Source organism: Pseudoalteromonas shioyasakiensis, assembly GCF_019134595.1.
GTDB lineage: Bacteria > Pseudomonadota > Gammaproteobacteria > Enterobacterales > Alteromonadaceae > Pseudoalteromonas > Pseudoalteromonas shioyasakiensis_A.
The window spans coordinates 1,659,460-1,674,566 of record NZ_CP077770.1; the positions used below are offsets into that span (position 1 = coordinate 1,659,460).

8 protein-coding genes are annotated in these 15,107 nt (G+C 41.5%); 7 read left to right on the forward strand and 1 reads right to left on the reverse strand.

Annotation, left to right across the window (positions count from 1 at the left end; genetic code table 11):
- Positions 1-57: 57 nt before the first annotated feature.
- The gene (locus KQP93_RS07710; protein ID WP_055198746.1) at positions 58-606 is read left to right on the forward strand and encodes a TIGR00645 family protein; all 549 of its coding nucleotides are present in this window, start codon (positions 58-60) and stop codon (positions 604-606) included.
- Positions 607-667: 61 nt separating this feature from the next.
- Here KQP93_RS07710 and KQP93_RS07715 read toward each other — a convergent pair whose 3' ends face one another.
- Positions 668-2,293 (reverse strand): alpha-glucosidase family protein, encoded by a 1,626-nt coding sequence (locus tag KQP93_RS07715; protein ID WP_217876550.1) that lies wholly within the window; start codon positions 2,291-2,293, stop codon positions 668-670.
- Between the two features lie 683 nt (positions 2,294-2,976).
- On the opposite strand from KQP93_RS07715, the gene KQP93_RS07720 reads away from it, so the two are divergent.
- The 6 genes from KQP93_RS07720 (at position 2,977) to KQP93_RS07745 (ending at position 15,079) form a co-directional block, all read left to right on the forward strand.
- On the forward strand, positions 2,977-5,766 hold the full coding sequence (locus tag KQP93_RS07720) for a TonB-dependent receptor (RefSeq protein WP_217876551.1): 2,790 nt from the start codon (positions 2,977-2,979) through the stop codon (positions 5,764-5,766).
- Positions 5,767-5,871: 105 nt separating this feature from the next.
- A complete protein-coding gene (locus KQP93_RS07725) occupies positions 5,872-7,368 on the forward strand; it encodes a tryptophan halogenase family protein (protein WP_217876552.1) in 1,497 nt (498 codons plus the stop codon).
- 2 nt (positions 7,369-7,370) lie between these two features.
- Complete coding sequence (locus KQP93_RS07730) at positions 7,371-9,221, forward strand: glycoside hydrolase family 13 protein (protein WP_217876553.1); 1,851 nt, start codon at positions 7,371-7,373, stop codon at positions 9,219-9,221.
- A gap of 94 nt (positions 9,222-9,315) precedes the next feature.
- Positions 9,316-11,190 (forward strand): alpha-amylase family glycosyl hydrolase, encoded by a 1,875-nt coding sequence (locus tag KQP93_RS07735; RefSeq protein ID WP_440590125.1) that lies wholly within the window; start codon positions 9,316-9,318, stop codon positions 11,188-11,190.
- Complete coding sequence (locus tag KQP93_RS07740; protein WP_217876555.1) at positions 11,183-12,667, forward strand: MFS transporter; 1,485 nt, start codon at positions 11,183-11,185, stop codon at positions 12,665-12,667. The genes KQP93_RS07735 and KQP93_RS07740 overlap by 8 nt, the downstream gene beginning before the upstream one ends.
- A 12-nt stretch (positions 12,668-12,679) precedes the next feature.
- A complete protein-coding gene (locus tag KQP93_RS07745; RefSeq protein WP_217876556.1) occupies positions 12,680-15,079 on the forward strand; it encodes a glucan 1,4-alpha-glucosidase in 2,400 nt (799 codons plus the stop codon).
- Positions 15,080-15,107: the final 28 nt, after the last annotated feature.

Here is a 15,107-nt window from a genome sequence, read left to right on the forward strand (position 1 = left end):
TCGTCAGGTCAAAACACGTATTATCGCGCTAATTTTAAAAGAAAAGTGAACTAACTTATGTCTGAACAAGTGACTCATTCAAAAATAAAGAAAGTACCAACCAAACTAGAGCAAGTTGTGGAGACTTTTATCTTTCGCTCGCGTTGGTTATTAGCACCATTCTTTATTGGCTTATTAGTCGCTGTGGTATTACTGCTGCTAAAGTTCTTTAAATATTTATACAGTATGGCCTTAAATACGTTCACTGCTTCAAACCAAGAGCTTCTGGTAGGCATTTTGACTTTAGTTGACACTGCACTACTAGCAGGGCTTTTGCTTATCATCATTTTCAGTGGCTACGAAAACTTTGTGTCAAAGTTGAATATAGACAACCATGAAGACAGGCCCGTGTGGATGGGTAAAGTTGGTTTCTCGGGTCTGAAGATGAAACTGATAAGCGCTATTGTCGCTATATCGGCTGTGGAGCTTTTGAAGGTATTTATTAGCTCGAACAACCATTCAACAGATGAGCTACTCTGGAAGGTGTTAATTCATGTCACGTTTGTGGTGTCGGGGGTGTTGTTTGCGCTCACAGATTACATTAATAGTAAAACCATGAACCACTAATCCCACGATTAGGAATAAAAAAGCCCTGCAATTGCAGGGCTTGGTTTTTAACAACTGATTATTAATTCAGGGTTGCGTAAAAGCAACCGAACCCGGGCAGAGTGACTGTATTATTGTTTAATTCAGCTGTGTGATGAGAGATCTCAGTATGCTGTGAGGTCACAGAATCAGAAATTGTCAGTTCACTACTTTGTGCACCTAAGTTGAATGCACAAAGCATTTTAGTGCCGTTAAGCGTTCTATAAAAAGCAAGCACTGGCTCTTGCGTATCGATAAATTCAATGTCGCCTTCTAACAGTACATCCTTATCTTTACGCCATGCCATAAATTCACGGTAGGCATTCAAAATAGAATCTTTATCTTGATCTTGCGTATTTACCGCAACTGGTTTGTGCGCATCGCCCACAGGTAGCCAAGGTTTTACTGTTGAGAAGCCAGCTTGTTCAGCATCTGCGGCATCCCATGGCATTGGTGTACGACAACCGTCACGGCCTTTAAAGTTTGGCCAGAATGTAATGCCATATGGGTCTTGTAAGTCTTCAAATGCGACTTCTGCTTCACCTAAACCAAGTTCTTCACCTTGGTACATACATACGCTACCACGTAACGAAGCAAGTAGGGCTGTTAGCATCTTACATTGCTGAGGCTCAATTTCTTCACCTTGACTCCAGCGGCTAGCAACACGCTCTACGTCGTGGTTACTAAATGCCCAGCACGGCCAGCCTTCAGTCATGCGCTGCTCTAAAGTGCTCACTGTGGTACGAATATATTCTGCGCTATAGTCGTTAGTAAGTAGCTCAAAGCTATAACCCATATGAAGTTTGTCACCACCTGATGTGTACTCAGCCATGGTTGCCAGTGAATCTTCAGATGAGATTTCACCTAATGCAACTGTACCAGGGTACTTGTTTAGTAGGGCACGAATGTCCTGCATAAAACTAAGGTTTTCAGGTTGCGTATTATTGTAGTAGTGATACTGGAACGCATAAGGGTTGTCTTCGCTAAAGCCTCGGCCTTGACGCTTCTCTGGTGGCTTAGCTGGATTATCACGTAATTGAGCATCGTGATAGCAAAAGTTGATTGCATCTAAACGGAAGCCATCAACGCCTTTCTTCAGCCAAAACTCAACATTATCTAATACGGCTTTACGAACTTCAGGGTTATGAAAGTTTAAATCTGGCTGTTCAGCAAAGAAGTTATGTAAGTAATATTGACCACGACGCGGTTCCCATTGCCATGCAGGGCCACCAAAAATTGATAACCAGTTATTTGGTTGTGTGCCATCAGGCTTTGCATCAGCCCAAACGTACCAATCTGATTTGTCGTTGGTTTTATCTTCACGGCTATCAAGGAACCATTGATGTTGATCTGAGGTATGGCTCAATACCTGATCAATAATGATCTTAATATCACGTTGATGAGCTTGTGCGATGAGTTCATCAAAATCGTCAAGGTTACCAAACAATGGGTCGATATCACGATAGTCACTGATGTCATAACCAAAGTCTTTCATTGGCGATTTAAAGAATGGTGAAACCCAAATAGCATCAACACCTAGGCTTTTAATATAATCAATGCGATCAATGATACCTTTGATATCACCAATGCCATCGCCATTGGTGTCTTGGAAACTGCGCGGGTAAACTTGATAAATAACCGCACCTTTATACCACTGCTTTTGAGCCATGTTTTTCTCCATCGTGACACTCAGTGTATGTAAACTGTTAGGCAACCGTTAATGCAATATGTTGCCGGAATGTCAAAAGCATACGTGAAGGGTGAGATACTGTAAAAACTCTGCATACGTATGCACGCCAAATTCATCATTGATCTTAGTAAAATTTATTAACTTGATTTAAAAGTAAACAACTCGAATATCTACTAATGAAATTTACCAATTAGGACTGCTGCGCTTTAATTATGATCGCGAATACCAGCTTGGTGCATAATATATCTGGCTTACACCACGATGGTGCAATAACAGTATTGGTAAGACCAATTATCATTGGTATGGACTGGTACCCATTATAATTGCGTTAAGTCACCATCTAACCGAGATAAATGGCTTAGTACCTATTTTTGTAACCAAATTGGGGGCGAAAATATAGCGAAAATGTTTCATTACTATTAATTTACACAGTAAAATTGATAAATCATTTATATTCAATTGCTTAGGTGGGTGCATTGTAAAGATGTTGTTAAAATTTGTGATGTTCGACTACGCTGAATACGTATGCATAAATTTGTTAAGAAAATAATCAGAGCGTTAATATTCAATTCGACAACAAAATCAGTCAGCGAATAACAGCTATTATGTTCATCAATAACTGCAACACGTTGGCATTACAATTTGGGTAATGGGAAAACATCATGTCTATGTTCAAACCAAGTATATTAACTCTGGCTTTAACAGCCGCAGGTTTAAATAGCTTTGTAGCGTATGCTGCAGAAGAAGACCAAAAAGCAAAAAACGATAACGTTGAAGTTATCGAAGTAAAAGGTTTTCGTGGCAGTGTTGTAGAATCTATTAATACTAAACGCTTCTCTCCTGAAGTAGTTGAGTCAATCTCAGCAGAAGATATCGGTAAATTACCTGATTCATCAATTGCAGAATCAATCGCACGCCTTCCTGGTTTAACAGCACAACGTCTAGACGGTCGAGCTAGCCGTGTAAGTGTTCGTGGTTTCAGTGAAAACGAAAGCGCAACAACATTCAACGGTCGTGAGCAAGTTTCAATTGGTGACAACCGTGGCGTAGAATTTGACCTTTACCCATCAGAAATTATGAGTGGCGTAACGGTATATAAAACACCAAGCGCTGGTATTGAAGCAGAAGGTATTGCTGGCGTAATCGACATGCAAACTGTTAAACCTTTAAGCAAAGGTGAGCAAGTTATCATGTTCAACGGCCAATACGAGCAAACTGGTTTTGATAAATTAAACCCAGACGGTGACGATAAAGGTTTCCGTGGTACGGTTTCTTACATTGACCAATTTGCAGATGACACAATCGGTGTTGCATTCGCTTACAACACGATGAGCTCTCCAAACCAAGAAAAACGTTGGAACTCTTGGGGTTACCCTGAATATACAGGTGAAGATGGTAATACGTACTCAATTTTAGGTGGTGCTAAGCCATTCGTACGTTCATCGACTCTTGAACGTGACACAGCCATGCTTGTTATTGAAGCTGCGCCGACTGATCGCCTAAACATGACATTCGATGCCTTATACGTTGATTTTTCTGATGAAAAAATCTTACGTGGTATTGAAGTGCCATTTGCTTGGGGCCAAGGTTCAATCGACCCAAGCTCAGCTGTAATTGATGCTGACTCTGGTTTCATCACAAGTGCAGTAACTGAGGGTCAACGTGTTGTTGTTCGTAACGACTACGAAGAGCGTAACGCTGAGCTAACTCAGTTTGGTTTTAATGCAAAATACGACATCAGTGATGACTGGTCAGTAGAATTTGACGTAAGCCGCTCTGAAGTTGAGCGTCAAATCTGGAGTATCGAAAGTTACTCAGGTACAGGCCGTGGTGATGCAAATGGTGTAGCTGATACGATTGGTTATGAGTTTGACGGTGGTAACACTGGCGCGCAATTCAGCCATAACCTTGATTACAGCGATTATGATTTAATTCAACTTGGCGGCCCATTATCATGGGGTGCAAGTGCTGCACTTAACGATAAGTACGGCCTTACTGATACTGCTTATCAAAATACTGCGCAAGATGGTTTCATCAACGCACCAGAAATCAATGATGAATTAAGTACATTAAAGCTTGCTGCAAGCAAAGTACTTGATAATGAATATATTAGCCGTGTGTCATTTGGTATGTCATACCGTGACCGTGAAAAGAGCAAGTTGTCTGAAGGTTACTTCATGACACTAAAAGACTTCTCTTTATCAAACCCTGGTATGTTATCTATCCCAGAACAATACCGCTTAGGGTCAGCTAGCCTTGATTTCATTGGTATGGGCAACATGGTTGCTTACGATACCAACGGTCTAGTGAATGATGGTTACTATAGCCTGCTTCAAGAAAGCTTAACTGATTCAAAACACAAGACACAGTCTTGGACAGTTCAAGAAGAAGTAACTGCGTTTTTCGCGCAAGCTGACATTAATGCTGAAATTGGTTCAATTCCTGTAACAGGTAACGTTGGTGTGCGTTATGTGAAAACTGAACAGTCTTCACAAGGCTTCGCTGCTAACACTGTGGATGGTTTAGTTGTTGTATCACCAACAGATGTAAGCCATGACTACAGCCACTTCTTGCCAAGCATCAACTTATCTTTTGCAATTGATGAAGAGCAAACTGTACGTTTTGGTGCTGCGAAAACGATTTCTCGTGCTCGCTTAGACGAAATGAACTCATCAGTTAACGCTTCTTACAATCAACAACCTGATGAAAACGGTAACTACTGGAGTGTATCAGGTGGTAACCCAGAGCTTGAGCCAAAAGAAGCAACTGGTTTTGATTTAAGCTACGAAAACTACTTCCATGAAGAAGGTTACTTCGCGGCAGCTGTGTTCTATAAAGATATCACTCAGTGGATTTTCGATGGTACTTATGAAATCGACATGAGCGGTGTAGCTGACCCGTCTACTGGTGAAATCCCTGAAACTTCAACAGGTACAGGTTCAGGTAAAGTGAACGGTGGTTCTGGTGACTTATGGGGTTACGAGCTTTCATTAACACTACCATTCACTATGTTTAGCGAATCACTTGATGGTTTTGGTTTAATCGCAAGCCATACAGGTGTTGAGCAAGACTTAACTGACCAAAATGGTAATGATTATGAGCTACCTGGTCTATCTGACCAAATTGATAGCTTAACAGTTTACTTTGAGCGTAACGGTTTCCAAGCGCGTACTAGCATGCGTAAGCGTAGCGACTTTAAAGGTGACGTTTACGGTTTAGGTTTTGCGACTACACAAGTTGACATTAAAGGCGAAACAATTTGGGATGCTCAAGTTGGTTATGACTTTAGCGAAGGCGGTGTAGAGAGCCTTGACGGTTTATCTGTAACATTCCAAGTACAGAACATCACAGAAGAGCCGTTCACATCACTACAAGGTGATAATTCACTTCAAGTACGTGACTACCAAGACTACGGTCGTACATTCCTGTTAGGCTTCAGCTACAAGCTGTAATGAGCTAAAACAGCGATAGAAAATTGCCCTTGTGATTTGTTTTACAAGGGCTTTTTTATATCAGTGAGCTACACTCAATGAATTGAAATTGGCGTTAGGTGTACTATGGAAACAAAAAAAATAACCAAGGTCGTGATTGCCGGTGGTGGCACAGCAGGGTGGATAACGGCTGCTTTACTTAATAAAGTGTTAGGCAAAGTGCTCGATATCACCTTGGTAGAGTCAGCAGAGATCGGCACTGTTGGTGTAGGCGAAGCGAGTATTCCACCTATTTTGCATCTAAATGGTGCGTTAGGCATTTCTGAAAAAGAATTTATTAAGGCTACTGGAGCCACGATTAAGCTTGGTATTGAGTTTGAAAATTGGCGCAGCCAAGGCCACAGCTATATGCATGCCTTTGGTGAGATAGGTAAGGATTTTCCGTTTTGTGAGTTTTATCATTTTTGGTTAAAAGCAAATCAAGCTAATAATGCGCCTGATTTTTGGGATTTTTCACTTAATTATCAAGCTGCCAAAGCGGATAAATTTGCTCACCTTAAGCACATTCCTAACACTCAGTTGGCGGGCTTACATTATGCCTACCATTTTGATGCCACTCGATATGGCGAATTCTTAAAGGAATTAGCGCAATCACGGGGCGTAAAACGCATTGAAGGCAAAATTGAATCGGTAAATCAATGCCATGAAAGCGGGTATATTCGCTCTTTGCTACTTAAAAGTGGCGAGCAAATAGACGGCGACTTATTTATTGATTGCACCGGTTTACGTGCTTTATTGATAGAACAAACTCTTAATACTGGCTTTGAAGATTGGTCACATTGGTTACCATGTGATAGTGCAATTGCGGTGCAAAGTGAATCAGCTTCAGATGCAATTCCTTATACACGTTCAATTGCAAGAGGCTCAGGCTGGCAGTGGCAAATACCATTACAGCATCGTGTAGGAAACGGCATTGTATATTCTTCTCGTTTCTTATCAGACGAAGCGGCAAAGCAACAGCTTTTGGATAACTTACCGGCTAAACCACTGACAGAGCCACGCGTTATTAAATTTAAAACAGGCCGCCGTTTAAAGCAGTGGCATAAAAATGTGGTATCGGTTGGCTTATCAAGCGGATTTTTAGAGCCATTAGAATCGACCAGTATTCATTTAATTCAAAGTGCAGCCATTCGTTTAATTAAGTTTTTTCCTCATCAAGGTATTAAGCAATGCCTTGTGGATGAATTTAATCAACAAAGTAAAACAGAATTTGAGCGAATTCGTGACTTTATTATTCTTCATTACAAGCTTACTGAGCGTGAAGACAGTGCGTTTTGGCGTTTTTGTAAAGGCATGGATATTCCAAGCAGTCTTAAAAAGAAAATTGAGCTATTTAAAACCAGCGGCAAAATTGTCCGAGAAGACGATGAACTATTTGCCGAAGTTGCGTGGCAGCAAGTGATGATAGGGCAAGGGCTAATTGCAGAGGATCACCATCCATTAACTGATGCGTTATCAGACGAGCAATTAAATGAGTTATTTAGCAATCTAAAAACCTTGATTAATAGCACTGTCGAGCAGCTGCCGACCCACAGTCAATTCTTAGAAAAAGTACAAAATTAACTATGAAAAAAACACAATCATTTTTAGCGCTAACGACCGCATTTACGCTTTTCAACTCGACAGCCAGTTTTGCTATTACCGCGTCACCAGAAAACTGGTGGGTGGGCATGCAAAATGACTCGTTACAAGTCATGCTTTACGATAACAATATTGCTAACAAAGCGTGGCAAATGATGCCTTACAAAGGCGTTGAGTTTAAAGGGGTGACAACAACGAATAACCCTAATTACGCGTTTTTAGATTTAACCATCAGCGATAATGCAAAGGCGGGAACACTAACCTTTAAAGCTAAAGATGGCACAGAATTTACTTACCCATTAAATACCCGTGATAAGCAAAGTGCCAATCGTCATGGCTTTACAAATAAAGACACCCTTTATTTAATCAATCCTGATCGCTTTGTAAATGGTGACCCAAGCAATGACACCGTTGCAGGTATGCAGGAGGCTGCAAACCCAAGCTTTAAAGGTGGTCGACATGGTGGTGATATTCAAGGTGTTATTAATAGCTTAGATTATCTTGAGGACCTCGGCGTGACTCAACTTTGGTTAACACCTGTGCTTGAAAATAACATGCCAAGTTATTCTTATCATGGTTATGCCATTACTGACTTTTACAAAGTTGATCCGCGTATGGGCAGTAATGCGCTTTATAAAACCTTATCTGTAGAGGCGAAAGAGCATGGTATCGGTTTAGTGATGGACATGGTACTTAACCACTTTGGTTCATCGCATCAGTGGATGAGTGACATGCCAACAGCTGATTGGGTTAACTTTGATGGCAAGTTTGAAAACGGTAAAAATGCCACTAGTCACGCCAGACAAACAATCCAAGACCCTCATGCGAGCCAATACGACAAACGTCAATTTAATGATGGTTGGTTTGTTGAGTCGATGCCTGATTTAAATCAGCGCCAGCCGTTACTATCAACGTACTTGATTCAAAATGCCATTTGGTGGATTGAATACGCCAACTTAAGCGGCATTCGTGTTGATACCTATTCATACTCAGATAAAGCATTTTTAGCTGATTGGACTAAAGCGATTATGACCGAGTATCCAAACTTTAATATTGTCGGTGAGGAGTGGACAACTAACCCAGCGATTGCTTCTTATTGGCAGCGCGGCAAAGTAAATCAAGATGGTTATACCTCTGATTTACCAAGTGTGATGGACTTTTCATTACAAGAAGCGCTGATCCAAGCACTTAACGAAGATGAAAGCTGGAATACTGGGTGGGTAAAAGTGTATCAATCGCTCGCGAATGACTTTTTATATGCTGATACTGATAACATTTTAGTGTTTGCAGATAACCATGATATGAGCCGTGTTTACACTGAGCTGGGTCAAGACCTAGCAAAAACTAAATTAGCCATGACACTGCTGTTAACAACTCGCGGTATTCCACAAATCTATTACGGTACAGAGCTGCTGCTCGATAACACGCCTAGTAATGATCACGGTGATATTCGTATTGACTTCCCAGGTGGTTTTAAAGGCCAAAAAGCGAATGCCTTCACAGGTAAGGGGCTTTCAGCTGATCAGCAAGAGATGTTAGCTAGCATGAAAAAACTGCTTAAGCTGCGCCAAGAAAAACCAGCACTGAGCGAAGGCCGTTTAATGCATTTTTCACCAAAACAAGGCGTTTACAGCTATGTGAGAGAGCACAATGGCCAAACTGTATTGGTTATTCTTAACAAAAACCAACAAGCCATTGATTGGGATTTAAGCTACATGCAAGAAGTGCTGAAAGGCAATAATAAAGGACGTGATTTAATCAGCGAAAAACGCGTTGATCTTGCGGCGCCAATCCGCTTAAAAGCTATGCAAGCACGCTTAATCGAGCTTGAATAATTGCAACTAATAGGCTGAATACGTATGCATTTACTGTCCGTATGCAGCCCTTAACATTAGTATGAACTGATATTTACAGAAAAATGAAGTAATGATGACAACATACAAACTAACTGCGTTAGTAGTGGCTTCGGTTTTAGGTTTAACTGCCTGTGGTAACGATGCGCCAGTACAGCAGAACACGCAACAGCAGCAATCAGAATCTAGCCAAGCAGCTATCTCTAAGCCTGTGGTATACCAAGTATTCACTCGATTATTTGGTAACACTAACACCACCAATAAACCGTGGGGCACATTAGAAGAAAATGGAGTAGGTAAATTTGCTGATTTTAATGATGCTGCATTACAAGGTATTAAAGAGCTAGGTACAACACATGTTTGGTACACTGGTGTACCACGTCATGCTTTAGTAACTGATTATACCGAATACGGTTTGTCACAAGATGACCCTGATGTTGTAAAAGGCCGTGCAGGCTCACCTTATGCAGTGAAAGACTATTACGATGTTAATCCTGATTTAGCAATTAACCCTGAGCGCCGCTTAGAAGAGTTTGTTGAGCTAATCAATCGTACTCATGAGCACGGTATGAAAGTTGTTATTGATATTGTGCCAAACCACGTAGCGCGGAATTACGAGTCAGTCGCCAAGCCTGAAGGCGTAAAAGATTTTGGTGCTGAAGATGACACGACGAAAACCTATGCTCGCGATAATAATTTTTATTATGTAACAGGGCAGTCATTTCAAGTGCCAACAAGCGATAACTACCAAGTGTTAGGTGGTAACCTGCATCCTCTTGCTGATAATCAGTTTGCTGAAACCCCAGCAAAGTGGACGGGTAATGGGGCACGTGCCGCTAAACCTGACATTAATGATTGGTACGAAACAGTTAAAATCAATTACGGTGTGAAACCAGATGGTAGCTACGACTTCCCAACACTACCAGCTGATTACGCAGATAAAGATTACCGTGCGCACTATGCCTTTTGGCAAGATAAAGATCTACCAAATAGCTGGTATAAATTCCGCGATATCGCGCTTTATTGGTTAGATAAAGGTGTTGATGGTTTCCGTTATGATATGGCCGAGATGGTGCCTGTTGAGTTTTGGAGCTTTTTAAATTCATCAATCAAGATGCAAAAAAGCGATGCCTTTATTTTGGCTGAGGTATATAACCCAACGCTTTATCGCCCTTATATCCAGCAAGGTAAAATGGATTACCTTTACGACAAAGTCGGTTTTTACGACACGGTTAAAGCTGTGATGCAAGGCAAGCAATCAGCGGATACTATTTTCGATATTCAAAGCCAAGTGGCGGATATCGAAGAGCATATGCTGCACTTTTTAGAAAATCATGATGAACAACGCATTGCTAGCCCAGATTTCGCGGGTAGCAGTGAAAAAGGTAAGCCAGCGATGGTGGTATCTACCCTGATGACACGCTCACCAACCTTACTTTATTTTGGTCAGGCTGTCGGTGAAGATGGCTCTGAGGACGGTGGTTTTGGCGACCCAACACGTACCAGTATTTTCGATTATATGGGTGTGCCTGCGCATCAAGCGTGGATGAATAATGGTAAATTCGATGGCGGTGCGCTTTCAAAGCAGCAAGCTGATCTTCGCGCTTACTACACGAAGTTAATGTCGTTAAACACACTTCCTGCCATTGTTGGTGGTGACATGCAAGCGGTTGAACTGACAGGCTCAGAGCAAGTCATTGCGTTCACACGTAAGCTAGGTCAACAACTAGTGCTTGTAGTAAGTAACTTTTCAGAGAACCCGCAAAATGTTGAGCTAACACTTAACCAAACGTTGTTACCTAAGCTTAACCACAGCGGTTTAACGTTAACTGATAACCTAGAAAATCATGCCGACATTGTGATTCCTGACGCATCTACGAAGGCGCCAATTCAATTACAACTGAACGGCTTAAGCAGTGCAGTATTTACCTTAAAGGCTGACTATGAATAATAACAAACCAACGCTAAGCTTTTGGCAAATATGGAATATGTGTTTTGGATTCCTTGGAATCCAATTTGGCTTTGCATTACAAAACGGTAATGTAAGCCGTATTTTTCAAACATTAGGTGCCAATGTTGATGATATTCCTATTCTTTGGGTTGCAGCGCCACTCACAGGTCTTATCGTACAACCTATTATTGGTTATTGGAGTGATAAAACATGGAATAAGTTAGGTCGTCGTCGTCCGTTCTTTTTCTATGGGGCTATTTTAACGACGTTATCGTTATTCATTATGCCTAACTCACCAAGCCTGTGGATTGCGGCGGGTATGTTATGGATCATGGATGCGTCAATTAACGTGACTATGGAGCCATTCCGTGCCCTTGTCAGTGATAACCTGCCTAAAAAACAACGTGCAACTGGTTATGCAATGCAGAGCTTCTTCATTGGTATCGGTGCGGTTGTCGCGTCTGCATTACCTTGGATGATGACTAACTGGTTTGATATTGCCAATACAGCACCTGCAGGGCAAATTCCAGATTCTGTAAAATTCTCGTTTTACTTTGGCGCAGTAGTTTTAATTATTGCTGTGTTTTGGACCGTATTTACTACTAAAGAATATTCACCAGAAGAACTTGAAAGCTTTCACGAACAAGAGCAAAGCGATGACTCGGGCGAGGTTCAAAGTGATGTAAACTTTAACAAAGGCGCTGCAATCTTTACGGTTCTTGGTCTTGTGGTACTTGGTGTTGTTACGGGGTTATCGCTTGAAAAAGAGCTTTATTTACTTGCTGGTGGTTTGATTAGCTTTGGTGTTATTCAATTTATTGCTGGTGCTTTAAAGGCTAAAAACGCAACCAGTGGTGGCTTTTATCAGGTTGTGAATGATGTATTCACTATGCCAGAAACGATGAAACAATTGGCTTGGGTACAATTTTTTAGCTGGTTCTCATTATTTGCAATGTGGATTTACACCACATCGGCAGTAACTAGCTTCCACTACGGCAGCAGTGATACAAGCTCTCTTGCCTACAATAACGGTGCGGATTGGGTTGGTGTATTGTTTGCCGCTTACAATGGTTTTGCTGCCATTGCAGCACTGTGTATTCCGGTTATCGTTAAAAAAGTAGGGCTAAAAATGGCTCACGCTATCAACCTAGTGCTAGGTGCATTGGGTCTGGTCAGCTTCATTATTATCAAAGATCCAAGTTTACTGATCTGGCCAATGATTGGAGTAGGGTTTGCTTGGGCGTCAATTCTATCTTTACCATACGCAATGTTAAGTACCTCAGTACCAAGTAAAAAAATGGGTGTGTACATGGGTATCTTTAACTTCTTTATTGTTATTCCGCAGCTTTTAGCGGCAAGCGTATTAGGCCTAATTTTACGTCACTTTTTTGATAATCAACCGATTTATGCGTTAGTGCTAGGTGCAGTGTCATTCGTACTAGCAGCGGTCGCTGTACTGCGCGTTAAGCAACAATAATAAGGACACACCATGAAAAAATTTAATCTCATTACAGCAAGCTTGTTAGCGTTAGGTTTAACAGCTTGTAGTTCAGAGCAATCAGTTAATACAGCAGTTGAGCAGGTGTCTGCGCCAGGAGCACCGGGTGTTGAGCCTTTTTGGGCATACTCTGGTAAAACAGGTATTGGTACATCTTACGAGCAATACCAAGACGGCCACTATAGCGACGCAGCTGCTACTGGCAAAGTATCAAAAGTTTGGTTTTCAATCGCGAAAGGCATGATCACCGAAACCATGTTTGGTTTAATTCACCAAGCACAAATCAAAGATATGCAGTTTGTTGTAGTTGGTAAAGACTTTACCGTTACAGAGAACGATGATCTCGATGTAAGCATTGATTATTTATACAAAGACGACGCAGGGCGCCCATTATCGCTTGCTTACAAAGTAGTAAGTAAAGATAAGCAAGGTCGTTTCACCTTAGAAAAACATATTTTTACAGATCCAAACGGCCAAACATTGTTTGTTCGTAGCGTGTTTAATACTGACCTTGAAGGTGTAAAAGCCTACGTTAATGTGAATCCTTACATTGATAATAACGGTTTAGATGACTTTGCAAAAGTGACTGATGAGGGTCTAGTTGCTTGGCAAGATGATAGCTTTTTATCTTTACAAGCCGCTCAACCATTTAAAAAGGCAAGCGTTGGCTTTACCGGTGTAAGTGATGGCTTAAAAGAGTTAAAAGCATCGCAATCATTATCAACGACTTACCAAAGTACTGGTGATAAGTCGGGTAATGTGAGCTTACTTGCAGAGCTTGGTGAAGTATCAAAAAACACCACTTTTGATTTAGCTTTAAGCTTTGGTAACTCTGAAGCTGCAAGCTTAAAAGAAGGTCAAGCAAGTTTAAACCAAGGCTACCAAAAAGTACTTGCTGCATATAACGGTGAGGGTGCTGCAATTGGTTGGCAAGACTACTTAACGAGCCTTGAACCTTTGAGCACATTAACTAACAGCACCGCAGATAATGGTAAGTTGCTTTATACCAGCGCCATGGTGTTAAAAGCGCAAGAAGATAAAACTCATGCTGGTGCTTTAATTGCGTCACTGTCTAACCCTTGGGGTGAAACAGTATCAGCCAAAACAGGTTCTACCGGTTATAAAGCGGTTTGGGTACGTGATTTCTATCAAGTAGCAATGGCATTTATGGCCATGGGTGATACACGCACTGCTAAAACGGCGTTTGAATATTTAGAAAAAGTACAAGTAACAGATAACACACCAGGCAATGGTGGTGACACGGGTTGGTTCTTACAAAAGACTCACGTTGATGGTGAGCTTGAGTGGGTAGGTGTTCAGCTTGACCAAACAGCAATGCCAATTATGTTAGCGTGGAAACTACATCAAGCTGACGTACTTAGCGATCAAGAGCTGACAGATTGGTATGGCAAAATGTTAAAACCAGCTGCTGATTTCTTAGTTGATGGTGGCCTTGCGAAAATTCTTTGGAACGACACACAAATTACACCGCCAGCAACGCAACAAGAGCGTTGGGAAGAACAAAATGGTTTCTCTCCATCAACAACTGCAGCGGTTGTTGCAGGCCTTGTGACAGCTGCTGATATTGCTAAAAAAGCAGGTGACACTAAAAATGCAGAGCGTTACATATCAACGGCTAAAACCTACAACAGTGAAATTGAAAGCACCATGTTTACGACTAAAGGTAACCTTAAGTCTGAAAACAGCGATGGTGAATATTTCATTCGTATCGGTCAAGACAAAGATCCAAACTCATCAACCACACTTAATGCTAATAACGGGCGTGAAGGCTTTGATAAAAAGCAAATCCTTGATGGTGGTTTCTTAGAGCTTGTACGTTATGGTGTTCGTGATGCACTTGCTGCAAGCATTGTAAAAACATTACCAGAATACGATGACGAAACCTTAGTCGATAATCTGCAAGTGCGTTACACCTTTAATTTTGCTGATGGCTCGGGTTCATTCCCAGGCTACCGCCGCTATGGTAACGATGGTTACGGTGAAGATGAAGTGACAGGTAACAACTATGCCGAAGGTGGCAATAACACCCCTGGTCAACGTGGTCGTGTATGGCCGTTTTTCACAGGTGAACGCGGTCACTATGAAATCGCTGCAGCAAACGCAACTAATAGCCTTGATGCGATGAAGCAACAAGCGATTAAAGACACCTATGTAAAAGGTATGGAAGCATTTGCCAATGAAGGCATGATGTTACCTGAACAAGTTTGGGATGGCGTAGGCAATAATAAAGCAGGCTATCAGTTAGGTGAGGGTACAAACTCAGCCACACCACTGGCTTGGACTCACGCTGAATACATTAAGTTACTCCGCTCAGTGAGTGATAAACATGTATGGGATCATTACCCAGTGGTTGAAAAAGCCCTCAAGTAATACCTTATTAATAAGCCGCAATTCATTT